Origin of the sequence: Streptococcus mitis SK564, assembly GCF_000148525.1 — a bacterium.
Lineage (GTDB): Bacteria > Bacillota > Bacilli > Lactobacillales > Streptococcaceae > Streptococcus > Streptococcus mitis_H.
Window position 1 is genome coordinate 31,537 of record NZ_AEDU01000025.1, and the last position, 22,487, is coordinate 54,023.

General features: G+C 36.8%; 31 protein-coding genes and 1 riboswitch. Of the genes, 5 read left to right on the top strand and 26 right to left on the bottom strand.

Translation table 11 applies throughout. The features are described from left to right. Window positions 1-339: 339 nt before the first annotated feature. The 14 genes from SMSK564_RS10705 to SMSK564_RS10755 form a co-directional block, all read right to left on the bottom strand. Window positions 340-891, bottom strand: a complete 552-nt coding sequence (locus tag SMSK564_RS10705; protein WP_000354075.1) for a hypothetical protein — start codon at window positions 889-891, stop codon at window positions 340-342. 9 nt (window positions 892-900) lie between these two features. Further along, window positions 901-1,761, bottom strand: coding sequence for a phage major capsid protein (locus SMSK564_RS10710; RefSeq protein WP_000210505.1), 861 nt, complete (start codon window positions 1,759-1,761; stop codon window positions 901-903). A gap of 24 nt (window positions 1,762-1,785) precedes the next feature. Further along, on the bottom strand, window positions 1,786-2,145 hold the full coding sequence (locus tag SMSK564_RS10715; protein WP_000060160.1) for an HK97 gp10 family phage protein: 360 nt from the start codon (window positions 2,143-2,145) through the stop codon (window positions 1,786-1,788). A gap of 47 nt (window positions 2,146-2,192) precedes the next feature. Beyond that, window positions 2,193-2,423, bottom strand: coding sequence for a hypothetical protein (locus SMSK564_RS10720; protein WP_000012235.1), 231 nt, complete (start codon window positions 2,421-2,423; stop codon window positions 2,193-2,195). 89 nt (window positions 2,424-2,512) lie between these two features. Then, on the bottom strand, window positions 2,513-2,674 hold the full coding sequence (locus tag SMSK564_RS13520; protein ID WP_000997173.1) for a hypothetical protein: 162 nt from the start codon (window positions 2,672-2,674) through the stop codon (window positions 2,513-2,515). Next, on the bottom strand, window positions 2,671-3,516 hold the full coding sequence (locus tag SMSK564_RS10725) for an ATP-binding protein (RefSeq protein WP_000662896.1): 846 nt from the start codon (window positions 3,514-3,516) through the stop codon (window positions 2,671-2,673). The genes SMSK564_RS13520 and SMSK564_RS10725 overlap by 4 nt, the downstream gene beginning before the upstream one ends. A gap of 11 nt (window positions 3,517-3,527) precedes the next feature. After that, complete coding sequence (locus SMSK564_RS10730; RefSeq protein ID WP_001140557.1) at window positions 3,528-4,418, bottom strand: conserved phage C-terminal domain-containing protein; 891 nt, start codon at window positions 4,416-4,418, stop codon at window positions 3,528-3,530. Further along, window positions 4,405-4,686 (bottom strand): hypothetical protein, encoded by a 282-nt coding sequence (locus SMSK564_RS10735; RefSeq protein WP_000492115.1) that lies wholly within the window; start codon window positions 4,684-4,686, stop codon window positions 4,405-4,407. The genes SMSK564_RS10730 and SMSK564_RS10735 overlap by 14 nt, the downstream gene beginning before the upstream one ends. Before the next feature lie 2 nt (window positions 4,687-4,688). Next, on the bottom strand, window positions 4,689-4,895 hold the full coding sequence (locus SMSK564_RS0102985; protein WP_001003758.1) for a hypothetical protein: 207 nt from the start codon (window positions 4,893-4,895) through the stop codon (window positions 4,689-4,691). A 1-nt stretch (window position 4,896) separates the two neighbouring features. Continuing rightward, complete coding sequence (locus tag SMSK564_RS0102990; protein WP_025170925.1) at window positions 4,897-5,100, bottom strand: hypothetical protein; 204 nt, start codon at window positions 5,098-5,100, stop codon at window positions 4,897-4,899. Next, complete coding sequence (locus SMSK564_RS10740) at window positions 5,057-5,362, bottom strand: hypothetical protein (protein ID WP_001196978.1); 306 nt, start codon at window positions 5,360-5,362, stop codon at window positions 5,057-5,059. The genes SMSK564_RS0102990 and SMSK564_RS10740 overlap by 44 nt, the downstream gene beginning before the upstream one ends. 308 nt (window positions 5,363-5,670) lie before the next feature. Continuing rightward, window positions 5,671-5,931, bottom strand: coding sequence for a hypothetical protein (locus SMSK564_RS10745; protein WP_000426662.1), 261 nt, complete (start codon window positions 5,929-5,931; stop codon window positions 5,671-5,673). A gap of 11 nt (window positions 5,932-5,942) precedes the next feature. Then, the gene (locus tag SMSK564_RS10750) at window positions 5,943-6,548 is read right to left on the bottom strand and encodes a Rha family transcriptional regulator (RefSeq protein WP_000424677.1); all 606 of its coding nucleotides are present in this window, start codon (window positions 6,546-6,548) and stop codon (window positions 5,943-5,945) included. A gap of 238 nt (window positions 6,549-6,786) precedes the next feature. Further along, window positions 6,787-7,056, bottom strand: coding sequence for a hypothetical protein (locus SMSK564_RS10755; RefSeq protein WP_000884271.1), 270 nt, complete (start codon window positions 7,054-7,056; stop codon window positions 6,787-6,789). Window positions 7,057-7,146: 90 nt separating this feature from the next. On the opposite strand from SMSK564_RS10755, the gene SMSK564_RS10760 reads away from it, so the two are divergent. From SMSK564_RS10760 to SMSK564_RS10780, 5 genes are all read left to right on the top strand, one after another. Then, the gene (locus SMSK564_RS10760; RefSeq protein WP_000694590.1) at window positions 7,147-7,692 is read left to right on the top strand and encodes a helix-turn-helix domain-containing protein; all 546 of its coding nucleotides are present in this window, start codon (window positions 7,147-7,149) and stop codon (window positions 7,690-7,692) included. A gap of 5 nt (window positions 7,693-7,697) precedes the next feature. Next, window positions 7,698-7,967, top strand: a complete 270-nt coding sequence (locus SMSK564_RS10765) for a DUF4177 domain-containing protein (RefSeq protein ID WP_000505375.1) — start codon at window positions 7,698-7,700, stop codon at window positions 7,965-7,967. Between the two features lie 48 nt (window positions 7,968-8,015). Next, window positions 8,016-8,555 (top strand): hypothetical protein, encoded by a 540-nt coding sequence (locus SMSK564_RS10770; protein ID WP_000735520.1) that lies wholly within the window; start codon window positions 8,016-8,018, stop codon window positions 8,553-8,555. Window positions 8,556-8,916: 361 nt separating this feature from the next. Continuing rightward, window positions 8,917-9,891 (top strand): Abi family protein, encoded by a 975-nt coding sequence (locus SMSK564_RS10775; protein WP_000802142.1) that lies wholly within the window; start codon window positions 8,917-8,919, stop codon window positions 9,889-9,891. A gap of 190 nt (window positions 9,892-10,081) precedes the next feature. Next, window positions 10,082-11,248 carry a tyrosine-type recombinase/integrase gene (locus tag SMSK564_RS10780; protein ID WP_000704670.1) on the top strand — a complete coding sequence of 389 codons (1,167 nt, stop codon included), beginning with the start codon at window positions 10,082-10,084 and terminating at the stop codon, window positions 11,246-11,248. 156 nt (window positions 11,249-11,404) lie between these two features. Here the strand turns inward: SMSK564_RS10780 and SMSK564_RS0102995 are convergent, their stop codons facing one another. The 12 genes from SMSK564_RS0102995 to SMSK564_RS10820 form a co-directional block, all read right to left on the bottom strand. Beyond that, entirely contained in the window at window positions 11,405-12,133 is a 729-nt protein-coding gene (locus SMSK564_RS0102995; RefSeq protein WP_000136219.1) for an ABC transporter ATP-binding protein, read from the bottom strand. Then, a complete protein-coding gene (locus tag SMSK564_RS10785; protein ID WP_000754561.1) occupies window positions 12,133-13,140 on the bottom strand; it encodes an ABC transporter substrate-binding protein in 1,008 nt (335 codons plus the stop codon). Before SMSK564_RS10785 ends, SMSK564_RS0102995 begins: the two co-directional genes overlap by 1 nt. A gap of 38 nt (window positions 13,141-13,178) precedes the next feature. After that, window positions 13,179-13,937 (bottom strand): ABC transporter permease, encoded by a 759-nt coding sequence (locus tag SMSK564_RS10790; protein ID WP_161683551.1) that lies wholly within the window; start codon window positions 13,935-13,937, stop codon window positions 13,179-13,181. Beyond that, window positions 13,900-14,190: a thiamine-binding protein gene (locus SMSK564_RS10795; protein WP_000647655.1), complete on the bottom strand. Its 291-nt coding sequence runs from the start codon at window positions 14,188-14,190 to the stop codon at window positions 13,900-13,902. The genes SMSK564_RS10790 and SMSK564_RS10795 overlap by 38 nt, the downstream gene beginning before the upstream one ends. Window positions 14,191-14,258: 68 nt before the next feature. Further along, a riboswitch (TPP riboswitch) is annotated at window positions 14,259-14,361 on the bottom strand. 81 nt (window positions 14,362-14,442) lie between these two features. After that, window positions 14,443-15,555, bottom strand: a complete 1,113-nt coding sequence (gene cbpD, locus SMSK564_RS10800; protein WP_000866453.1) for a choline binding-anchored murein hydrolase CbpD — start codon at window positions 15,553-15,555, stop codon at window positions 14,443-14,445. An 88-nt stretch (window positions 15,556-15,643) separates the two neighbouring features. Continuing rightward, a complete protein-coding gene (locus SMSK564_RS0103000) occupies window positions 15,644-15,910 on the bottom strand; it encodes a Veg family protein (protein ID WP_000128619.1) in 267 nt (88 codons plus the stop codon). After that, window positions 15,907-17,265: a replicative DNA helicase gene (gene dnaB / locus SMSK564_RS10805; protein ID WP_000852491.1), complete on the bottom strand. Its 1,359-nt coding sequence runs from the start codon at window positions 17,263-17,265 to the stop codon at window positions 15,907-15,909. Before dnaB ends, SMSK564_RS0103000 begins: the two co-directional genes overlap by 4 nt. Before the next feature lie 43 nt (window positions 17,266-17,308). Then, window positions 17,309-17,761, bottom strand: a complete 453-nt coding sequence (gene rplI / locus SMSK564_RS0103005) for a 50S ribosomal protein L9 (protein WP_000864214.1) — start codon at window positions 17,759-17,761, stop codon at window positions 17,309-17,311. Further along, a complete protein-coding gene (locus tag SMSK564_RS10810) occupies window positions 17,761-19,731 on the bottom strand; it encodes a GGDEF domain-containing protein (protein ID WP_000715144.1) in 1,971 nt (656 codons plus the stop codon). The genes rplI and SMSK564_RS10810 overlap by 1 nt, the downstream gene beginning before the upstream one ends. 135 nt (window positions 19,732-19,866) lie before the next feature. Further along, the gene (gene hpf, locus SMSK564_RS10815; protein WP_000599100.1) at window positions 19,867-20,415 is read right to left on the bottom strand and encodes a ribosome hibernation-promoting factor, HPF/YfiA family; all 549 of its coding nucleotides are present in this window, start codon (window positions 20,413-20,415) and stop codon (window positions 19,867-19,869) included. Window positions 20,416-20,494: 79 nt separating this feature from the next. After that, on the bottom strand, window positions 20,495-21,157 hold the full coding sequence (locus SMSK564_RS0103010; protein ID WP_000649956.1) for a ComF family protein: 663 nt from the start codon (window positions 21,155-21,157) through the stop codon (window positions 20,495-20,497). After that, a complete protein-coding gene (locus tag SMSK564_RS10820) occupies window positions 21,154-22,452 on the bottom strand; it encodes an ATP-dependent helicase ComFA (protein WP_000867720.1) in 1,299 nt (432 codons plus the stop codon). The genes SMSK564_RS0103010 and SMSK564_RS10820 overlap by 4 nt, the downstream gene beginning before the upstream one ends. Between the last annotated feature and the right edge of the window lie 35 nt (window positions 22,453-22,487).

Genomic DNA, 22,487 nt, shown 5'->3' on the forward strand with positions numbered 1-22,487 from the left:
CAATTTGTCAAATTGTAAATTCTGTCAAACTGACAAAAAGCGCTAAAAGCCTTCCAACACTCCACTTACCAGGTATCATTGTTTTAAGTTTGACAACTATTCAATATGACAATTTAAAGAAGTATCCCTCTAATTTATTCCCCAGTTTCTCTTATCTTACATTCTGTGAAACTCACTCCATTCTGTAACTTACTGATATACATGGCTTCCAAGCCTATACTCTGTTTTAGTTTATGCTTTCTTCATTTTGTGAAACTAATTTACTGAAATTAAAAACAAGGCCACTTTTGATATAACTATCAATTTCTTGATATTCAAATCAGCCTTGTTTCTAATGAATTACTCTTTACCTAAATACTCTTTAATCTCACGATATTCCTTAGAAAAATTCATCCATCCGCTAGAATCAGGGTTTAAGAATGGTAGGACAGTAAGCGGACTTACTTCTGTTCGATACGGCGATAGAGAATGTCTCTGACTTATTTCTCTGACTACACCTGTATGAATTTCTTCTACATCCTTCTTCAGTTCTTGAATTTCATCATATGCGTCCAGAATTCGTCTAAGTTTCTTTCGGTATTGTTTATAGATCTTCTTAGTTTCCATCCGTTGCTTAGTTTCTTTAAAAATATATTCAAAGATGACTGCATTAGCTTCTGAAAAATCACTATCAAATTTTTCCTGAAGGCCATTAATAGCTTTTTCCATCTTTTCCAGCTGCTCTAAAGATTCTAAGTTATTTGACAAAAAAGAATCTATGTTCTCAAATGAAACTGCTTGATTGCCTAACAAGCTTTTTCTTTTTTCGCTTAACTGTTCTCGTGCTGAATTAATCTTACTTTTTTTATTATCTAGATCATCCAGTGTTTCAAATACTTGATTAATATCCATTTCTTTCTCCTAGTTCCATTGAATAAAGTAACCACAATCTTCTTCAACTTTTTTTACATCAAATCGGGTATGTAAAATCAACCGTTTTCCAAAATAGTCATTCGCATTCACCCAACTAAGTGTATCTTTCTTGCGATCAAACAAAGTAACAAAGTTTTCTAGATCTCCAATAAAGCCTTTTTTGTCACCTTTATTCCCTAATGTTGTATCATCTACAATTAAAAAGTTATCTACAAAAAATGTTTCACTTGTTCCTGTCTCTTTATCAACTTTAAGAAGATAATTTCCTGAAGTGTCTTTCATTTTTTCTAAGACACTAAATAGTGATTGACTAACAACCATAGATACATTGCGCTCTGGATTGATTAAAGAAACAATAGATTTCAAGTCGTCGATACTTGTAGCAGTCTGCACTTTCGCAGTTTGGAGAATTTTCCCAATCTCTCTATTTCGTGTTCTACGTTTTAATTTAATAATCTTCTTACCAAGAAAATCCGTTAAATTATATTGCCCATCATCTAATTGCTCCTGTGAAAAATCAAGTTTTCCACTGAATAATTTAACTAAGTAATCAACGCTGACAGTTTTCTTTTTATCTGCTTCTGTTTTCTCAACCGAATTTTCGCTAACTTCTTGTAATGAATCAGATTCAAAGTCAGTTACTTCATACTTCCCACCACGGGTACGAGTCTCAATAACATTTACTAGATCAACCAGTTCTTTACGTTGATGTTCATCTTCGTAACTATCAAGGATTGGTTTTTCAATGAGTACATGATTATTTTCTACGTTCATCCCTCTAGTGTTATAACCTGTACTTCGGATATAAGCTTCTAGATTTTCTTTTTGTTTAGCTAAGTTAGTTGTCATGTTTTGCTCCTTTATCTTACAAGATTATTTACCTATATTTTTTATTCTTTGTTCAAATTTCTCTTTTATTTTTTCCTCTACTGGTTTTATGTGAGGAATTGCTTTGCTGCGTCCCCCATTTCTTAATACATGTCCATGTTCTAATAAATGAGTTAATCTATATGTTGGATCTGCATTATAGATTACAAAAGAACCTTTAGAATTTTTCTTAAAGCGCCAATTTTTCGCATATTTCCCATATCTTTTAGGACTTGTTTGTTTCAATTCATTCACTGCTTCATTTGTAACTTCTTCAGCAATTAAATCTATCTGTTCTTCAACTTCTTCAGAATAAGCTTCCAAAGTTTTAGCAATTTCATTTGCTAGATCACTCGTTAGACTCATTTCCCCTCCTTCATCTTTTAATATCTGATTTTTGTTTATAATTTTTTCTAAAATTCTTTGCTCTTAGTTTTTCTTTTATGACTCTCCGAGCCTTTAGAATCATTTTTTCTAGATTTTGATTTGTCTTGTTTGTTAGCATATTTTTCTAGTATTTCTTGTTTCCGTTGTTCTAAGCTATCATCTTCTTTTTTACACTGAGAAAAGATTTTCTGTCTTTTATCTGGATCCATAGAAAACTTATTGGCTACTACATACCCTAAAGAAGTATCTCCTGACATCTCCCTCACCCCCTTTCTATGCAAACAAAAAGGGACATACCACTAGCATTATATGCTTACGGTATGTCCCTGAGTTGTTCTCAATAGACTTATTTTTTAGTTTCTTTTTTGACTAGATGGGTAAATTTTCCATCTGAGTAGAATAAAGTTATCTCTCCAAACCTTGGAACTTTTTCTATCTCTATTATACCACATTTTTCGTAGACAACAAAGCCTTTTTCTGTTGAAAATCGCATTTTATCATCATTCATTGATATTCTCCCCTCACTGTGTTTATAGTGTATCTCTTGTCTTTGATCGTGAAAGCTTTGAAAGTGTTCCCTTCTAAACCTTTCAAAATTCTACTTGAGTTTCTAGCATTGTAAACCGTTCTTAGCTCGCTACTATCTAAGTTTGTGTTAAAAATCGTAGTTTCTCGATTATTGATAATATCAAACAAGAAATCCTGTTCCCAGTCACTCTTAGGAGTGATTGTCCCATTTTTTGCCCCTAGGTCATCGATGATTAGAAAATCTACATCAACAAGCTTTTTAACTGCCTCATACTCTGTTAAGTTTGCATTTCTTCCATAAGCCCAGCCTTCTTTTATCTGCTTGATAATCTCAGTTAAGCTGATAAACAAGACACTCTTAGGCTCGTGCTTCTCTCTGAAGCTCTCATTGATTTCTTTGGCCAGGGCAAGCGATAAATGACTTTTTCCTATTCCTGTGCTACCACTGATTAAAGTATTTCCCGTCATACCTGCAAGGTACTTCTGGGCTTGCCCCTTTACAAACTCTAACATCTGACGCTCCTCTGTAGTCTTAACAAAGAAATTATCAAATGTCGCTCCTTTCAACTCGTTAGGGATTTTACTATCACGCATTAAGACATCATAAGTTTTAAAGTAAGCCTGTCTGTCCTCGAACTGCTGTAATAGGTCTTTCTCTTTTTGTTTAATCTCTCCCTTTACACACTCTGGGCAAAATGCTTGTACTTTTCTTTCTGAACCCCCTAACACTGGTACAGAAATTTCCCAGTAATTTACCTGGTGAATATCGCAAACTTTATCCGATATTTTTCTGTTATTAAATTCTTTAAATTGTTCCTTCATCTTTGCAACTCCTAAAATGGTAGGTCTGGGAAGTTATCTTCGGACTTCCCTTTTATTGTTTTAGGCTTTTGATTCAAATAACCGTCAAACTTAGATCCGAAAAGTGTTTCTGGTCTCAGATATTTAGAAAATTCAGGACTATCCTTCCATTCTGCCGTTTTAATATCTATCACCTGTTTAAAATCTTCAAGTGTATAGCCTTCTTTGAATCGTGCTAGTAAAAGTCTTTTTGTCTTATCAACAAACTTATACCTCTTATTAGCTACTTGATTCAGATAAACAATAGGAATCCAAAGTTCTTTATGTTTTGTTTTCTCTAAATCTTTTATAGCTGTTTCTTCAAGCCAAGTAGGAAAAGTGAAAGATGAGCTTTGCTCATTAGGCGAGGTTCCCTCGACTATATACTCTTTATTTATATCTAACTTTAAATCTTGCTCTAACTCTTTCTCTTTATCTATCTCTTTCTCTGTCCTACATGTAGATAACGTTGTAAAATTATTAGATAACAATGTAAGATTTTTTTCTTTCTCTTGTTGCTCTTTGCGGTAGCTTCTCATATATGCAGCGTGGTTTGTTTCTTGTTGTACCAAAGCTTTTGCTTGTGTTAACTCGGCATTTTTATCTTCATCAATCTGAATCAGACCACATTGCGTAAAATAAGCTATAGTCATAGATATATCATCTTCAGAAACATCTAATTTCAAGGCCAGTTCTTCTTTTAAGGTTTCAAAGTACCCTTCGTAATACAGAATACAATCACTTTCAAGACTTTCTAACATCATGCGCATATAGATCACTGTCATGGTATAGCCACCAGGCATACTTTTTAGTCGCTTAATAAATAGGTTATCAAAAAACTTCTTATCAATTTTCAACCAAAAATATACTTTAGTCTTCGCCATCATCTACCCCCAGGAACTTCAAAATATCCGTAACTTTGTAATAGACTTTTCTAGTATCTTCTAGCGGTGGTTGGTAACGTCTTAGTCCTGCAACTTCCCACTTTTGCAAGGTTTTGTATTTTATATCTAACTCGTCCATAGCTTCTTGTGCTGATATTAAACCAGTTAGTCGTGGTTTCGGTTGTTCTCGAACTGCTAGATAGTTTTCTATAACCGTGCTTATTCTATTAGTTAAATCATGTTCGCTTTCTTTACTCAAACTAAACATACTTAGCCCTCTTTACTGACCATTCCAAGCTGAATATATCGCCCATAATCAGGGCTTAAATCCTCGCTAGTCGTTTCAATCGTCTGTGTACTTTCTCGCTCGATTTGAGCGCTTTTTTTGCGGTATCGGTGGTTTAGATACATGAGAAAGCCAACCAATATCACGGTAAAAATAAGCGCCTGTGTATTGCTTAAATCTAGTTCATTCATGCTATGCCCTCGCTTTGTAATTCTTGATATATAACTGTTGGGCTTGATGTTCCATCTTTTGGAAAGCTTCAACTTCCTTGATAGATACTTTGTTATCTAAAAAATCAATAATAAACTGTAATAGATTTGGATTGTTAACCTTTAAATCGGCCATAAAATCATCAATTTCTACTTGAGTCATTTTCATTACATCTGGAATTTTCATCTGACTTGTACCCCAATTCTTCAAAATTCTCACAATTAAGGAGATAAACTGCAATCCCGTCCAACTCTCTATAGAGTTGTTCCATCTGGTCACGAATAACGCCTAACCCCTCTGTCATCTGTCCAGATAAGATATCAGTATCTACTCTGTTATTTTTCGCCATTATCAGCGAATTACTCAACTGTCTGACTAATTCAATTCTGGGAAGCACATCTCCAAGTCTGCCTCCTTGCTCTTGAATTTCCTTTATGTTTAATGCCATATTGTTTTCCTGTGCCTTTTTTGTCTGTTTCCTATACGTAATTAGCACCACTCCAAACGCTGGGCGATTGCCCCTAGTTGGCGGACGCATGTAGTGATGTTTTGTGGGTAATCATCCACATTTTCGATAAACAAGTGCTTAGAATCGCCGTGTCAGCACTCGTTTTTCAAAACCTTTTCTAATTGCTTGCCTGCTATTAGTTATTGCTTCAGTAGCATTTTCATGCTATAATCAAGATACGTTAAAAAACGTATACCTTTTATCCTGTCGCTTGCTCGCCTTGGCCAAAATTTGAGCAAGTGATTTTTTTATTTTCTTTTTGCATGATTACTACCTGACTTTGGTTTATAAATCAAATCTTTACTATCGATAAGATCTAGAATCCAACTAATTCCCTGTTCTACTGTTTCAAGAAATGCGCCTAGGTCTTCACTGTCCAAGTTCTCGTAGTTCATACAAAGATATTCGGCTAGTTGTCTGTCTTTCTCAACTAGCTTTTTAAAATCCTTGGAATACTTAGGAATTTCTAACCCTTTGGCATTTGTAACTGTCTTAAATTCATTTTCCATTTTCTGTACTCCTATGCTTTAAAAATTAATTCCTTAATTTCTGAATATCCCCTATTCAAGTTAATCATCGCTATTGCCATATCTTCCAAACGCTGATAGTTTGTCAGTTCATCACTGGTTAAACTGTCAATACCGTTTCCACTTTCTCGCTCTTGCATGAGTTGAGACTTGTTTTTCCCTGTAGCTCCCTTTAGCAGTAAGTTTGTAAGTGTACTATAGGCATGCTTGGGCGCTTTCTCCCATGATTTGATAGCTTCGGTTAAGGTCTTGCGCTTTGGCTTTTCCAGTTCCCTTTGAAGATAGCGTTTAGAAAGTTCATCACGCATTTCAAAGAATGCTTTGACTAGGTTCATTTTGAATTGCCGTACTGGTTCGGTATTCTTTAGATAAGTGATCAGCAAGGTAGCCTGTTGCTCGTTCAGAAGATAGATTTTTTTCGGTTGCCCTCTCTTATCTAATTTATGGATTTTAAATCCAAGTATTCCCAACGCTTCAAAATCAGCTTTATTATCTCTGACTAAGCGTGTAATAGTATGGTGCTGTACTTCAGCACATTCGGCGATGATTTCGCTCGTAGTATACGGCTCTTTCTTGCCGTCCATGTAAACCAGTTCCATTGGTTCACTCCTTTCTTCTTTTGTCAGTGCTTGCCACCTAAAACAGTACCAAGGTAAAGCATTAAGGTAGGGTAAAATCGGAGAATATGAAGCCCTACAAACCCTTGATACTGCTATAGGTAGCAAGCAAATTACACTAGCGAATATTTAGCTAGATCTGTTTATCAATCCCCAGTGGTAAAGCACCACATGAGAAATCTGTAAATGTAGAGTAGTATTGCGATTAGTTCGCTCCTTTCTAATAGTCTTTGGCAAGCCATTCCATAACACTAGCATATATTCTTTTGGGCGCTTTATAATCTCCCTTCAAAATTTTAGGAACCGTTCTAGACGCTACACCAATTTCTAGAGCTAGTTCATAATTTTTTAGTTGCAAATCAGCTTTTTTCCTTCTTAATGCTTTCGCCTGTTCTTGTGTGATAAGCATTTTTCTTTCTCCTTTCCCTTTTTTTATTCTCATTTCAAGAACAAATTGATTATATAATCTTATTTTGAGAATGTCAAGCATTTTTGTTCTTTTTTTGAGAATTTTTTGTAGATAATATTTTTTTACTATGATATAATCAATTCAAAAAGTACTTGAATTAGGTGGTATCACATGAAAATTAAACTTAAAGAACTGAGGGAGAAAGAAAAAATATCTTTAAATAAACTCAAAAACATTTTGAAAGAAGAATACGATATAACAGTATCCGATAGTCAACTAATGTACTACGAAAATGAAATTAGAAAACCTAGAGATGAAAATATATGGTCAGCTTTAGCTGATCACTTCGGAGTAAGTGTCGCTTACTTATTAGGGCACGAAGATGAACAAAATATTTTAAAAATAATCCAAAGTAACGAATTTAAAAAATTACTTAATGATATAGATATTGAAAAAATAAATGAACTTAGTTCAACGTACAAAAACGTTGAAGAACATATAAATAATCCTGTAAAGTATGACAATTTTGGAAAAGGATTGCTTAATCATAGCCAATCGTATATGTTTACAATTGAAGAACTAATAACTGCTGATAAAGAAAAAAATACAAATTTTGCAGATATTTTAATCAACTATATTTCTTTAAATGACTATGATAAAAAAATAGCTTTTGATTTAGTTCAAAAATTATCTGATAGAGACGACGAAAAGGAGTAAACCCCATGGGATTTTTTGACACTGTAAAACAAGAGGGTAGTTTTTCTACCGCATCTGGAGTAAATGGACTACACTACGTTGTCCTTCAGGTAACTTTGAAAGAAAAGTTTTTCGGTACTGGATCAGGAAACCTTACAGAATTAGAAGATGTTATCAATAAACAAGCTTCAAAAGGTTATCGCCTTCATACCATCACAACCGCCAATGGTGGAAGCAAAGGTTTAGGCGGTGGTGACCGCATTCAGGCTACTATGGTTTTTGAGAAGATTCTATAAAAATTCCCCATCTTTTATTAGAAAACATCAGCATATAGGAGGCTACTTATGAAAAAATTACTAAGCACATCAGCTATTTTACTTTCTGCTACCGTTCTAGTAGCTTGCTCTAACAATCAATCAGCTACCAAAGATAGCTCGGAGAAAGCAAAAGCGGAGCAAAAAAATACTACTTCAACAAACACAAAAACCAAAGTAGATAACAGTAAATACGATAATATAATTTCTGAAATCAAATCAAAATTAGATCCTGAATCAACTGGCGCAATAAGCGTTAAAATTCAAAATAACGTAATCGATTCAGATTCATCCGAACCGCATGATACAATCATGATTTTGCTAACTGGAACGGCTAAAGATAGCGCAAAAGAGACTATGGACGCAATCAATTCAAATTCTGCTACAACTAATCAGCAAAATGCAATTACCGTATTTCGGATGTCTATATCTGAGTTTGCTAAAAAATTACCAGACGACAATACTACTCTTTCCCTTGGGTATGAAAAATCTGCTGATCAATACGACTTAATCGCAAAATCTTCAAAACAAAAAGATTTGATTCCTATTGGAGAACTCATCGTAAATTAAAAAATCCCCTATATTCGCCAATAGCAACCATCGTTTCATGGTCTATTGTGCAAAAACAGGGGAAATTGAAGAATAGAAAGCCAATTTTACAGACTAAAGTGCAAAAAACGGCAAAATTGACAAATAGTAAAAGACAAGTCTGCTACTGCTGACTTGTCTAACAATGCAATAAAAGCAACTTTCCCAGCGTTGAGTTTTTTCGATACTCAAAAATTTTAAAAAAACAAACTAAAAATATTGACAAAAACTAAAAATTACAGTATTATTAGGCAATGAGAAGAGTTTCTGCTCCCAAGGGAACAGAGTACGCGAAACACCGCCTAGTTCTACTAGGTGGTGTTTTTGTATATAAGGAACATATATGAAACCATTTCAAACATTAGATGAACAAATAAAACTTCTCCAGTCTAGAGGTTTAGAAATAGATAACATAGAAGAATGTAAAAGATACCTTCTAACTAACAACTATTACAACGTCGTCAACGGATATAGTAAGTTTTTTCAAACATCAAAAGATAAATTTATAGCTGGTGCAGACTTTAGAGAAATAGCTGCAACACACTTTTACGATAAAGAAATTAAATCAGCTTTTTTAAAAGCAATTATAGATGCAGAAAAACACTTTAAATCCGTACTGGCATATCGTTTTTCAGAAGCATATCCAACACCATACGCTTATCTAGATATTAATAATTTTGAAACACAAAAAGATACAAAAAGGCTAGCACAAATTACTAATTTAATCAGTATATTAGCTAGAATACTCAATGATTATAATAAGGATAAGCAAAACAATTCTATAAAACACCACTATAAACAACATGGCGTTGTTCCTTTCTGGGTTATCATCAATGAACTTACATTAGGGCAAGCATTTAACTTTTATAGAAATCTAAACACTGATATAAAAAATCAAATAGCTAGAGATTTATCACCATTCTTACAGGAAAATATTGAATACATCCAAAATAGACCTAGTAAAGACCTTTTAAGTGGAAAGGCTTTAGAAAGTATTATTAAAAATATACTAGAAATTAGAAATATCACTGCTCACAATAATAAGCTTTTCAATTATAAATGTCGTGAGAATCTTCCACAACTAGCTTATTTCCACTATTACAATAACAATGCTAATACGTCAAGACAATCTGTATATTATGTTTTTCTTGCCTTGCAATGCCTACTTGCTTCCACACAATACGCTCAATTACATAACACTATTATTAAAAGAACCAAAGCTCTAAATAAAAAAGCGCACTCCATTGAAGCCGGCATTGTATTGGACACACTTGGATTTCCGCATAATTGGTATAATATCACTGACACATTAAGATAGAACTACTTGCAATATATGGGCTTTTAAAAAATCTCATATAAGCCCCATATCCGCCTTGTTTTCTATTCTGGTACATTTTACCATCTGACTGCTTAAAATCGAAAATAAGGGGGTTCTCGTAGCTCCTCGCATGGTATAAACTCAAAACCTTTTCTAATTGCTTGCCTGCTGATGGAAAAGGAGTAAAACCATGAAGATTACAGAGTACAAAAAGAAAGATGGATCAGTAGTTTACCGTTCCAGCGTTTATCTTGGCATCGATACCGTAACGGGTAAGAAAGTCAAGACAACTATTTCAGACAGAACTAAGAACAGGCTCAAAAGCAAGGCTATCCAAGCCAAAGTAGAGTTTGAAAAAAACGGCTCAACGGTTATAAAAACCGTCAACGTTACCACCTATCAGGAATTGACGGAACTCTGGCTAGAAAATTATTGCCATACAGTAAAACATAGCACCCTTATAGGCGCAAAAAACAACATAAAAAAGTATCTCCTACCAGCCTTTGGAGACTACAAACTAGATAAACTAACGCCCCCAATCATTCAGCACCAGGTAAACCAGTGGGCAATAGATTACAATCAACTAGGAAAAGGTTATCAGCAATATAACCAACTCCATGCCCTAAATAAACGCATATTATCCTATGCCGTTTCCTTGCAAGTCATTGCTTCAAATCCAGCTAGTGATATCATCGTCCCACGGCGCAAACCCAAACAAGGGCAAAAACTGAAATATCTGGATGACGACAATTTGAAAAAATTCTTAGATTATCTGGATCAGTTGCCAAACACTTACAAAAATTTCTCCGATACGGTGTTATATAAGACACTTCTAGCGACTGGTTTGCGTATTCGTGAGTGTCTAGCCTTAAAATGGTCTGATATTGACCTACAAAACGGTAGCATTTCAGTTACCAAAACTTTAAACACCCTCAAGGAAATCACTAGCCCTAAAAGTAAAAGTAGCATTAGAGAAATAGCACTGGATACCAAAACGGTACTCATGCTTCGGCTCTATAAAGCAAGACAATCCCAAATAGGTAGGGAAATAGGGGTAACTTTTGAAAAATTGTTCTCTGATACCTTTGACAATTATAGAGAAGCTGGAGCGCTCAGATTCAGACTAGAAAAGCATTTAAAACTGGCTGGATGTCCTCGTTTAAGTTTCCACGCTTTCCGACACACCCACGCTAGTATCTTGCTTAATGCTGGCCTGCCATACAAGGAAATACAGACACGGCTTGGCCATGCAAAAATATCTGTAACCATGGACACTTACAGCCATTTATCAAAAGAGAACCAAAAAAGAGCAGTCTCATTCTTTGAAACTGCCCTCGAAAAAATAAAAAGTTCTTAAAAAAGTCCACAAACTAAAAAAAGCGACACATAAAACCCTTATGTATCAACGATTATAGAATAATTTCGGTATAATTGACTATTATACCGAAATTTTCTTATTTTTAAAAGAAAAAGGGCGCTGGTAAAGGATAATCTTCACCAACTCCCTATTTTTCTACTTATCTAAGCCTAATTCTGCCAAGATTTGACGTTTGTAGGCAATCTTTTGGACTTCCTTATCCTCATCTTCAGACCAATCTAGTTTAATTTCTGAAACAATCTGCCCAGGGCGATTTTTCAAGATATAGATGCGGTCGCTGAGATTGAGTGCCTCCTCGATACTGTGAGTAATAATCAAGGTTGTTAGCTGCAACTGCTTGTGAATTTCAAGGTACCAAGCGTGGAGTTCCATCTTGGTCATCTCATCCAAGGCACTAAAGGCCTCATCCAAGAGAAAGAGCTTGTGCCCGAAAAGGTAAGTTCGAAGCAAGGCTACACGCTGACGCATCCCACCACTGAGTTCATGAGGATACTTATCCCGTACAGCTGTCAACTGGAAGGTCGCAAGAATTTCATCCGCGCGGGCAATGGCTTCCGCCTTATCCACTTTTTGAATCAAGAGTGGCAGAATGATATTACCAAGCACCGTCTTGTGCTCCAAGAGGAGATCCTTTTGCAACATATAACTCACGCGCCCCTTGGGATTCTCCTCCCCATCAAGGACAATTCTCCCTGACTGAACTTCTAAAATCCCAGCGATTAGATTAAAGAGGGTGGTCTTTCCAACACCACTTGGGCCTAGGATGGAAACCACTTCTCCTGAAGTCACCTGTAGGTTGATATCCTCTAAAATCCTCTCCTGACCATAGGCATAACTGACGTGTTCTAGTCTAATTTCTGTCATTATTTCACAAATTCATTGGTGAAGCCTTTGTCTGTCAAGTCTTCTTTAAGGATACCATTTTCTTTATCCCATTTATAGAAGGCATTCCAGCGAGCTGCATCAAATTGACCCCATTTTTCCTTGTCACTTGCGTATTCTTTTGACAAGTATTTTTGAGATTCGATGACAAAGTCACGTTTTTCCTGAAGTTCAGGTGCATTCTTGATAAGGATATCTGCCGCTTCCTCTGGATGCTCCATAGCATATTGGTAACCTTTTTTGATAGCTTGGATAACTTTGCGAGCTTCTTCTTTGTTGTCTTTCAGATAGTCATTGTTTGCGATGATAACTGGTGAATAGTAGTCAAACTCCTTGACATAGTCTTTCAAGTACATGAAGTTAGCATCTACACCTTGTGATTTAGCAAGAATTCCATCCCATCCATAGTAGATCCATGCAGTATCAAATACTCCATTAGCAATCGGTGTGATAGAGTTTGAGTCGTTGTTTGGTACTTTTTCAACTTTTTCAAAATCTCCGCCTTGTGATTCTACCAAGGTTTTCAACATAGCAAGTTCAGTTGGGTCATTCCAAGTTCCGTATTTCTTACCAACCAAGTCCTTTGGACTAGCTACATTGTCAGATTTACGAGAGATAATTCCTGATGTATTGTGTTCAACAATAGCTGCAACGGCAGTAATACCTGCCCCTTTTTCCAATTTTTTAGCCATGTAGTCTTGGAAATACACTGCAAATGGTGCCTTACCATTGATAACCAAATCAGAAGAACTTTCTTCTGGTGGTAATTTCAAATCAACATCCACTCCAGCTTCTTTGAAATAACCTTTTTCCTTGGCAACATAAAGCCCTGTGTGATTGGTATTTGGTGTCCAGTCTAGGATAAAGTCGATTTTCTTAAGTTCTGCTTCCTTATTATCCTTAGAAGCAGTTCCTTGACCACAGGCCACAAGCACAACAGCTACAAGAGCTGTTAAAACAGTTAAAAACACTTTCCATGTTTTCTTCATTTCAATTTCCTCTTTTCTTTTTCAGAAACATTCTAATTCTACGAACGTTTCCATTTAATAACATATTTTTCACTAATATCGACCAACTTCATACCCAGAAGGCTGATAATCGATACCAGAATAATAATAGCAAACATGGTATCATACTGAAACAGTTTCTTGGACTGAATCATGTAGACACCTAGTCCTTCAAAGCCTCCCAACCACTCAGATACCACTGTTGTGATAAAGGCGTAGGAGACACTGACCCTCAGACCTGCATAAAAGTAAGGCAGGCTGACTGGAATTTTAAAATGCCACAGAATCTGCCAAGGCTTGGCCCGCATAAGACTAAACAAGGTCAGCATATCCTTGTCACAATGCCTAAAACCGTCCAAAATGCTGACGATGATAGGAAAGGTTGTCGTTAAGATAATCAAGACAATCTTGGGCAAAATCCCATAACCTAGCCACAAGACCAGAATAGGGGCTATGGCAATGGTCGGAATAGTCTGAACAACCACCATCATAGGGTAAATCAGGTCATTGAGCCAAGTCAAACTATCCATAAGTACAGCCATGAGACAGGCAATCAAGACTCCCAAAATCAGTCCCAATAAAGCCACTCTCAAGGTCGCCCAGCTATGGTGCCAGAGAAATTCTCTATCACGAACAAAGGCCTGGAGAATTTCAAGAGGTGTCGGCAGGATAAACTTGGGGAGAAGTTTAAGAAAACCTGCTAACTGCCAGATTGACAAGACTCCTAGAAAGCCCAATAGACTAATGTGTCGTCTCAGTATACTTTTCAAGTTTCTCATCAATACTTAAAATCTCTCCTACATTTATTTTGACATTGGCAAAGACATTATCTGCCTCCTGCCCTGCCACCTCTAGCGCTTCTTTGAGAATGCGCATAAGCTCATCAAACTCCCCTTCCAAGACCGTTTCAAATGGTGTCACCACCATAGTTACCTCTTGAGCTTGCAGATAAGCAATGACTTGATCGATAACAGCAATCCGATCAATCCCCTGTGATAGGGGTAAAATTTGCAAGGCGATGCTTGCTTTCATAAGAACCTCCTCTTCTCGTTTTCCTTTGACAAAAAGAAAAACCTTTACCATATATGGAAAAGGTGCAGAATAGACTAAGTATCGTTCCCTACGCTGGCATTACCCAGATCAGGTGCGGTCGAAGCTTAACGCTTCCTCTCAGACTGTACACAGACTCCCATATATTATATGGACATATGATAGCGCAAAATAAAAAAAATGTCAAGGAAACTGCTTACAGAAAAGAGCAGGAAAATTTCCTACTCCCATTTTCTATACTCGTTCTCCATCACTGTTTACTCTGTAGCCATCCACCGTCGTATTAACAGCTAAGGCACCTGAAGAGTAAGAATAATACCACTTACCAGAAACTTGATACCATCCTGTTTTCATTGCCCCTGAACTATCTAGATAATACCACGAGCCATTCTCCTTTAACCATCCTGTCTGCATTTCACCAGATGATTTCAAATAATACCAGCTAGAACCGTCTTTCAACCAGCCCGTTGATTTAGAACCATTTGATTTGAAATGATACCAACTACCATTTATTTTTTTCCAACCAACAGTCAGAACATCATTGGAACTACCTTCTGTTTGATTCTGCGATGACACAACCTCCTCTAACTGAATATAGCGACGACTTCCACTATAAGATATATAACTCAACCACTTATACCCATCTTTTTCAAGTACCTGATCATAATGAACACTCTCACCTGGAGAATAATATGCAATTGAAGTTGCACTAACTAAAGGTTGATTTTTTATAGCTGCCTTATTCTTAAAATAATGAGTTCCTCCTGTCGAAGAAGGTTGACTATTGAATACTTTGCCACTACTTAATACATTACCCCTATCCAAATCTTTAAAATGAATAAATCCTGTCATCGTATTTGCTTTTATAATTCGTTTATTATAGGATCCTGTATAACCATAGTTGTATTCCTCAATTTCTATATTATCCCCCATTACATTTGAAACCCAGGCAACATGACCATATCCTCCTGCAGTAGACCAAGCAATAGATCCAATCGTTGGTACACTATCTACACGATATCCTTCACGACGAGCACGATAGCCCCATTCATTCGCATTTCCATAAGCTGCCGAAATCTCAAAACCATTGACATTACTCAAACGAAAGGCTGCAAAAGAAGTACACTGACGAGAATACATGCGCCACTTATCAATTTCCTGACTCCCATTTTTATAATAGGCAGGATAATCATCTCCACGCGCAATCGATCCATTTCCTCCAGAATAGGCATATACACTATCACTCGCTACTAGCATCAATCCTACTGCTAAAAAAGGAACAACCTTTTTAACTGATTTTCTCAAAGAAAATCCTGTCTCTGTTACTTTGAATGGTAAAACTTTCATTCTTCCTCCTTGAAAAATAATATAAATCGAAGATTACCTTCACTTAAACTATTCGGAGAAAAAAGAAAAAGTGAGAAAATTTCTCACTTTAGTCCAGATAATGAATCAAATTCTTTTCTGTAAGGATATCTGAGTAAGTAAAGGATTCAACGTAAACATTAGCTTGTTTATCTCCTTCAACATTTCCAAATTCAACGATAAATAGGGATGGATAAACCTCAATTAGCTTACCCAATCTATTTTTTTGGCGCTTACGTCCATTTTCCAAAGTCATTTCAATTACATGACCCTCATGTGCCTTGATTTCTTCTTTGATTTTTTTCATCTTAGCTACATCTGTAAATGCATCTGTCATCTTATTTCCTCCCTTTTTGAAATACTTGAAAATTTATTGTATTCTTTTTGGAAAATTAATTCCACCGTTCCACGAGCTCCACTACGGTTTTTCTCGATAATAACTTCTACCTTATTATTTGGTATGCCTTCCTCTTCTTCACCACCACGCTCATAGTAATCGTCGCGATAAAGAAAGGCTACGATATCAGCGTCCTGCTCAATAGACCCAGATTCACGAATATCAGACAAGACCGGTCTCTTATCCTGACGTTGTTCTACACCACGAGAAAGCTGACTTAGAGCAATTACTGGAACTTTCAGTTCCTTGGCTAGGATTTTCAACTGACGTGAAATTTCTGAAACTTCTTGTTGACGATTTTCTCGGCCTGTACCTGTAATCAATTGCAAGTAGTCTATCAAAATCAAACCAAGATTGCCCGTTTCTTGAGCCAATTTACGAGAACGAGATCGAATCTCTGTAATTCGAATCCCTGGTGTATCATCGATATAGATACTCGCGTTGGCTAGATTCCCTTGAGCAATGGTATACTTTTGCCATTCCTCATCGGTCAATTGCCCCGTACGGATAGAATGGGATTCTACCAAACCTTCTGCCGCCAACATACGATCCACTAGACTTTCCGCACCCATTTCCAGTGAAAAAATAGCAACCGTTTTGTCCAACTTAGTCCCAATGTTCTGAGCGATATTCAAGGCAAAGGCTGTCTTACCAACCGCCGGACGAGCTGCTAGGATAATCAACTCCTCCTCATGCAAACCAGTCGTCATATGATCCAAATCACGGTAGCCCGTCGCAATACCTGTAATATCGGTCGTTTGTTGCGAGCGAGCTTCCAGATTTCCAAAGTTGACATTCAACACATCTCGAATGTTCTTAAATCCACTTCGATTAGCATTTTCGCTGACATCAATCAGGCCTTTTTCTGCCTGAGCAATAATTTCATCAGCTGGTTGCGAAGCCTCGTAAGCTTGATTGACAGACTCTGTCAACTTGGCGATTAATCGCCGTAGCATTGCTTTTTCTGCAACAATCTTAGCATAATACTCCGCATTAGCAGAAGTTGGCACAGAATTGACAATCTCAACCAAGTAAGACAGGCCACCAATATTCTGTAAATCACCTTGATTATCAAGAATGGTACGAACCGTTGTTGCATCTATAGCATCGCCACGATCGGATAAGTCAACCATAGCTTGGAAAATCAAACGATGGGCATACTTAAAAAAGTCTCGAGACTCAATATATTCTCGAACAAAAACAAGCTTACTCTCGTCAATAAAGATAGCCCCTAAAACGGATTGCTCAGCTAAGATATCTTGAGGTTGTACTCGTAACTCTTCTACTTCTGCCATCAGACTTCCCTTCCTTTTACAATCTTGTCAAGAAGGTGTAAACTTATCCTTCCTTCACACGAAGATTGATTACACTTGTGATATCTTGATAGATTTTCACTGGTACATCAATCAAACCAACTGCTCGAATCGGAGCTTGTACTTGAATATGACGTTTATCAATCTTAATTCCAAATTGCTTTTGCAATTCTTCTGCAATCTTCTTATTGGTAATAGAACCAAAAGTACGGCCATCTGGACCAACTTTTTCAACAAATTCTACAACAGTTTCTTCTGCTTCAAGTTGGGCTTTAATTGCTTTTGCTTCTGCAATCATCTCAGCGTGAGCTTTTTCTTCAGATTTTTGTTTACCACGAAGTTCACCTACCGCTTGAGCAGTCGCTTCTTTGGCTAGATTCTTTTTGATAAGAAAGTTTTGTGCATACCCTGTTGGTACTTCCTTAATTTCGCCTTTTTTACCTTTTCCTTTGACATCTGCTAAAAAGATTACTTTCATTATTCTTTCTCCTTTTCCTTTATTTCATTTAATACAATTTCTGTCAGTTTTTCACCTGCTTCTGACAAGGTTGAATCCTTAATTTGAGCTGCTACCAAATTAAAGTGGCCTCCACCTCCCAGCTCTTCCATAATCCGTTGTACATTCAGCTTACTACGACTGCGAGCTGAGATGGATATAAAGCCTTGTGTATTTTTCGCAAGAACAAAACTCGCCTCAATGCCTGACATAGCTAACATGGCATCTGCTGCCTTACTAATAACAACTGTGTCATAGCATTTCGATTCCTTAGCCTCTGCTATCAATACATCGGAACCTAATTTACGCCCCTGTAAAATCAGTTCATTGACCTCACGATATTCTTCAAAATCTGTCGCAGCGATTTCTTGGATAGCAATACTATCACTTCCTCTCGTTCTGAGATAGCTAGCAACATCAAATGTCCGACTAGTCACTCGTGAGGTAAAATTTTTAGTATCCAGCATCATACCAGCCATTAAAACACTTGCTTGCATACGACTCAAACGATTTTTCTTAGAATTCTGGAACTGAATCAATTCTGTTACCAACTCACTGGCACTGCTTGCACCACTTTCGATATAAGTAATAACTGCATTATCTGGGAAATCCTGATCCCTTCGATGGTGGTCAATGACGATGGTTTGGGTAAATAAATCATAAAATTCTTTCGATAAAGTTAAAGCTGTCTTTGAATGGTCTACAAGAATCAACAAAGAACGATTGGTCACCATCCCCATTGCCTCCTTGACAGACAACAACTTCGTAACTCCTTCTTGTTCTAAGAATGAAATAGCACGTTCAATATCCGGAGACATTTGATTTTCATCATAAAGAGCATAACTATTTTCTGTTACATTACTAGCAAATAACTGCATACCTACAGCAGAACCCAAAGCATCCATATCAAGGTTTTTGTGACCAACTACAAAAACCTGATCTACACTTCTAATTTTATCTGAAATAGCTGTCATCATAGCGCGCGTACGTGTCCTTGTACGCTTGATTGACGCCGCAGATCCACCACCAAAATAAACGGGATTTTTCGTTTCGTCATTCTCCTTGACAACCACCTGGTCGCCACCACGCACTTCAGCCAAGTTCAAGTTGAGCAATGCAACTTTCCCTATCTCATCATGATTTCCATCACCATAAGAAAATCCCATACTTAAGGTCAAGGGCAACTGTCTCTGTTTAGACTCTTCTCTGAAAGAATCAATAACAGAAAATTTATCGTTCATCAATCCCTCAAGCACCGTGTAGTCCGTAAATAGATAAAAGCGGTCCATACTCACTCGACGGGAGAACATGGCATGTTTACCAGCAAATTCTGAAACAAAATTGGCTACAAAACTGTTAATATGACTGATATCAGACTCTGATGTTTCATCTTCTAAGTCATCGTAGTTGTCAACAGAAACAACCCCAATCACGGGTCGACTTGTCACTAACTCAACAGTCGCTTCGTATTCTCCAGACACATCAAAGAAATAAAGAACTCCAGACATCTTGTCCATATGAACCGAATAGCGGGTCTCACCCAAGGTAGCATAAGAACCTGGATTTCCTACCGATGCCTTGATAATTGTTTGAATTAATGCCACATCAATCTCGCCCACTTCATTAGTCAAAATCAATTCAGCGTAAGGATTGAACCATTCAACTTCACCTGACGATAAGTCTAGTTTAATAACTCCGACAGGCATCTGTTCTAACAAGGTTGTCAAACTTTCTTCAGCTTGGTGGTTTACATACTGGATTTGTTCTACTTCACTCCTTGAGTAGTAGTCTCTCTGATGGATGAATAGTAAAATATATGAACCCAAAATAAGTAGCAAAAGAAATAACGTTACCAGTGTATTCGTTACAAAAACAAGTTGCACAGATAGCACTCCGAACGCCACTATTCCTAATATTAAGGGGGAAATAGGACTTACATAAAATTTTTTCATTCCAAACCTCTTGGCACCCATTATACCATAATAACCACCAAAAAGCGACTTTTTAAAAGTGTAATCAGTAATTCTATCAATTATAAGAAAAAGGAGGTTTACAATTCAGTAAACCTTCCTTTACACATATTGAAATTAAGATTCTTTAACTTCTAACAGTCCAATCTCGCCATCTTCACGACGATAAATCACATTAGTTGTTTGATCTTCAACATCCACATAGATAAAGAAATCATGTCCCAACAAATCCATCTGTAGAATAGCTTCTTCCAAATCCATTGGTTTTAAATCAATTTGTTTTGAACGAACAACTCTAGACTGGACAACATTTGGATCTTCCACCAAAGCATCTGTAAATAATTGACTAGTTGCTACCTTATTTTTATTTTTACGCTCGATTTTTGTTTTATTTTTACGAATCTGACGTTCAATTTTATCGGTTACAAGGTCAATTGAACCATACATATCTTGAGACACATCTTCTGCACGAAGAGTAATTGATCCAAGTGGAATCGTTACCTCCACTTTAGCAGTTTTTTCACGATACACCTTCAAGTTAACTCGAGCATCCAACTCTTGTTCAGCTTGAAAATACTTTTCGATCTTTTCGAGTTTAGAAACTACATAATCACGAATTGCTTCTGTTACTTCTAGGTTTTCACCACGGATACTATATTTAATCATATGAGTACCTTCTTTCTAAACATTTTTGTTTTTCTGATTTCATTATAACGCTTTCATTTTATTTTTGCAAATTTTTTCCTCATCTTACAAGGGAAAATGTTTTCACATCCTCAGCACCCGCTTCTTCCAGCAGTCTCTTCACACGATTTATAGTTGTTCCAGTAGTATAAATATCATCTATAAGTAGGATTTTTTTAGGAATAGTGACTCCACTTTTAATAAAGAAAGGAAATTCTGTCTCCAAACGCTCTGAACGACTTTTAGAAGAACTAGCTCGCTCTTCTATCTTTTCTAATAAATCCAGATACGCAAAGCCTGCTGCATCAACTAAACCTTCAACCTGATTAAATCCTCTATCAGCATATCTATCAGGACTTAGGGGAATTACAACAAATTGGTACTCTTTGTATTCTTTCAACTCCTCACTTAAAAATGAAGCGAACACTTTTCTTAAAAGGAAGTCTCCATCAAACTTATACCGACTGAAAAAATCCTTCATAGCTTGATTGTAAGTAAAAATCGCTCTATGACTGACCTCAACTCCTTCTTTACACCAAAATTGACAATCTTGACACTTTGTTGACAAACCTGTTTTCATACAGTTGGGACAGTACTCTTCTCCAATCCTCTCAAAAGTAGAGTCACAGTCTGAACAAAGACAAGAGTCATCATTTTTCAGAAGTAAGAGACTACTAAAAGTTAAAACGGCCTTCATAGTCTGCCCACACAATAAGCACTTCATAGCCCCGCCTCCTTATTCATCTGCTGAATTTCCTTAATTGCCTTCTTGATTGAAGTATTTAACCCATCATGGAAAAAAAGCAAATCTCCTGTCGGTCTGTCCATACTCCGACCGACACGGCCTCCAATCTGTATTAAACTAGACTTGGTAAACAGACGATGATTGGCCTCTACTACGAAAACATCCACACAAGGAAAGGTAACTCCACGCTCCAATATTGTCGTACTGATAAGTATTGTCAGTTCTCCATCTCGAAAAGCTTGCACCTGCTCTAATCGATCTTCCGTAACTGAAGACACAAAACCAATTTTCTCATGCGGAAATTCCTTCTGTAAGACTTCTTTTAATTGCTCCCCTTTCTTAATTTCTGAAGCAAAAATGAGTAACGGATAAGCTGTCTTTCTCTGATTCTTAATATAAGTCTTTAACTTTGGTGATAACCGACTTTTCTCTAAACAGTGATTAAAATCTGATAACCAGACAGGTTTAGGAATAATCAAAGGATTCCCATGGAATCGTCTAGGTAAGCTCAGTCTTTTTAATTCTCCTAAACGAACCTTCCTATCTAACTCATCTGTCGAAGTCGCTGTTAAAAAGATTCTCAGCCCATTCTCCTTTACACTATTCTTGACAGCATGGTAAAGCGTGGGATTGTCAACATAAGGAAAGGCATCTACTTCATCCACTATCAGCAAATCAAAAGCTTGATAAAACTTCAATAACTGATGGGTCGTCGCAACAACTAGTGGTGTTCGAAAATACGGCTCTGATTCTCCGTGTAGTAAAGATATCTCGCAAGCAAAATCATCTTGCAGGCGCTTGTACAGCTCCAAACAAACATCTATGCGAGGACTGGCCAAACACACTGCACCACCCCTATTAATCACCTTAGCCACAACTTGATAAATCATTTCTGTCTTTCCAGCCCCTGTCACCGCATGAACTAAAGTTGGCTCCTGCTTGTCTACTGCTTGAATCAGTCCCTCTGACACCTTCTCTTGAAAAGGAGTTAATTGACCACGCCATTTAAGAATATCTTGCTTCGGAAAATCCTCCTGCGGAAAATAGTATAAAGCTTGATCACTCCTGACTCGCTTCATCAGCAAGCACTCTCGACAATAGTAAGCACCGATGGGCAAATACCATTCCTCTGGAATAATACTATTACAACGTTGACAGAAAAGTTTCCCCTTCTCCTTTCTCATTGCTGGAAATTTCTCCGCCAACTGACGTTCCTCTTCTGTTAATTCATTCTCAGTAAACAAACGACCGAGATAATTTGGATTTACTTTCATACTTCTTTATTCGTAAAAACCTAGCGCTTTAGATG

Coding starts and splice junctions, on each gene's coding strand:
- SMSK564_RS10705 (WP_000354075.1), bottom strand. CDS start 891: ATGGATATTAATCAAGTATTTGAAACACTGGATGATCTAGATAATAAA.
- SMSK564_RS10710 (WP_000210505.1), bottom strand. CDS start 1,761: ATGACAACTAACTTAGCTAAACAAAAAGAAAATCTAGAAGCTTATATC.
- SMSK564_RS10715 (WP_000060160.1), bottom strand. CDS start 2,145: ATGAGTCTAACGAGTGATCTAGCAAATGAAATTGCTAAAACTTTGGAA.
- SMSK564_RS10720 (WP_000012235.1), bottom strand. CDS start 2,423: ATGTCAGGAGATACTTCTTTAGGGTATGTAGTAGCCAATAAGTTTTCT.
- SMSK564_RS13520 (WP_000997173.1), bottom strand. CDS start 2,674: ATGAATGATGATAAAATGCGATTTTCAACAGAAAAAGGCTTTGTTGTC.
- SMSK564_RS10725 (WP_000662896.1), bottom strand. CDS start 3,516: ATGAAGGAACAATTTAAAGAATTTAATAACAGAAAAATATCGGATAAA.
- SMSK564_RS10730 (WP_001140557.1), bottom strand. CDS start 4,418: ATGGCGAAGACTAAAGTATATTTTTGGTTGAAAATTGATAAGAAGTTT.
- SMSK564_RS10735 (WP_000492115.1), bottom strand. CDS start 4,686: ATGTTTAGTTTGAGTAAAGAAAGCGAACATGATTTAACTAATAGAATA.
- SMSK564_RS0102985 (WP_001003758.1), bottom strand. CDS start 4,895: ATGAATGAACTAGATTTAAGCAATACACAGGCGCTTATTTTTACCGTG.
- SMSK564_RS0102990 (WP_025170925.1), bottom strand. CDS start 5,100: ATGAAAATTCCAGATGTAATGAAAATGACTCAAGTAGAAATTGATGAT.
- SMSK564_RS10740 (WP_001196978.1), bottom strand. CDS start 5,362: ATGGCATTAAACATAAAGGAAATTCAAGAGCAAGGAGGCAGACTTGGA.
- SMSK564_RS10745 (WP_000426662.1), bottom strand. CDS start 5,931: ATGGAAAATGAATTTAAGACAGTTACAAATGCCAAAGGGTTAGAAATT.
- SMSK564_RS10750 (WP_000424677.1), bottom strand. CDS start 6,548: ATGGAACTGGTTTACATGGACGGCAAGAAAGAGCCGTATACTACGAGC.
- SMSK564_RS10755 (WP_000884271.1), bottom strand. CDS start 7,056: ATGCTTGACATTCTCAAAATAAGATTATATAATCAATTTGTTCTTGAA.
- SMSK564_RS10760 (WP_000694590.1), top strand. CDS start 7,147: ATGAAAATTAAACTTAAAGAACTGAGGGAGAAAGAAAAAATATCTTTA.
- SMSK564_RS10765 (WP_000505375.1), top strand. CDS start 7,698: ATGGGATTTTTTGACACTGTAAAACAAGAGGGTAGTTTTTCTACCGCA.
- SMSK564_RS10770 (WP_000735520.1), top strand. CDS start 8,016: ATGAAAAAATTACTAAGCACATCAGCTATTTTACTTTCTGCTACCGTT.
- SMSK564_RS10775 (WP_000802142.1), top strand. CDS start 8,917: ATGAAACCATTTCAAACATTAGATGAACAAATAAAACTTCTCCAGTCT.
- SMSK564_RS10780 (WP_000704670.1), top strand. CDS start 10,082: ATGAAGATTACAGAGTACAAAAAGAAAGATGGATCAGTAGTTTACCGT.
- SMSK564_RS0102995 (WP_000136219.1), bottom strand. CDS start 12,133: ATGACAGAAATTAGACTAGAACACGTCAGTTATGCCTATGGTCAGGAG.
- SMSK564_RS10785 (WP_000754561.1), bottom strand. CDS start 13,140: ATGAAGAAAACATGGAAAGTGTTTTTAACTGTTTTAACAGCTCTTGTA.
- SMSK564_RS10790 (WP_161683551.1), bottom strand. CDS start 13,937: ATGAGAAACTTGAAAAGTATACTGAGACGACACATTAGTCTATTGGGC.
- SMSK564_RS10795 (WP_000647655.1), bottom strand. CDS start 14,190: ATGAAAGCAAGCATCGCCTTGCAAATTTTACCCCTATCACAGGGGATT.
- cbpD (WP_000866453.1), bottom strand. CDS start 15,555: ATGAAAGTTTTACCATTCAAAGTAACAGAGACAGGATTTTCTTTGAGA.
- SMSK564_RS0103000 (WP_000128619.1), bottom strand. CDS start 15,910: ATGACAGATGCATTTACAGATGTAGCTAAGATGAAAAAAATCAAAGAA.
- dnaB (WP_000852491.1), bottom strand. CDS start 17,265: ATGGCAGAAGTAGAAGAGTTACGAGTACAACCTCAAGATATCTTAGCT.
- rplI (WP_000864214.1), bottom strand. CDS start 17,761: ATGAAAGTAATCTTTTTAGCAGATGTCAAAGGAAAAGGTAAAAAAGGC.
- SMSK564_RS10810 (WP_000715144.1), bottom strand. CDS start 19,731: ATGAAAAAATTTTATGTAAGTCCTATTTCCCCCTTAATATTAGGAATA.
- hpf (WP_000599100.1), bottom strand. CDS start 20,415: ATGATTAAATATAGTATCCGTGGTGAAAACCTAGAAGTAACAGAAGCA.
- SMSK564_RS0103010 (WP_000649956.1), bottom strand. CDS start 21,157: ATGAAGTGCTTATTGTGTGGGCAGACTATGAAGGCCGTTTTAACTTTT.
- SMSK564_RS10820 (WP_000867720.1), bottom strand. CDS start 22,452: ATGAAAGTAAATCCAAATTATCTCGGTCGTTTGTTTACTGAGAATGAA.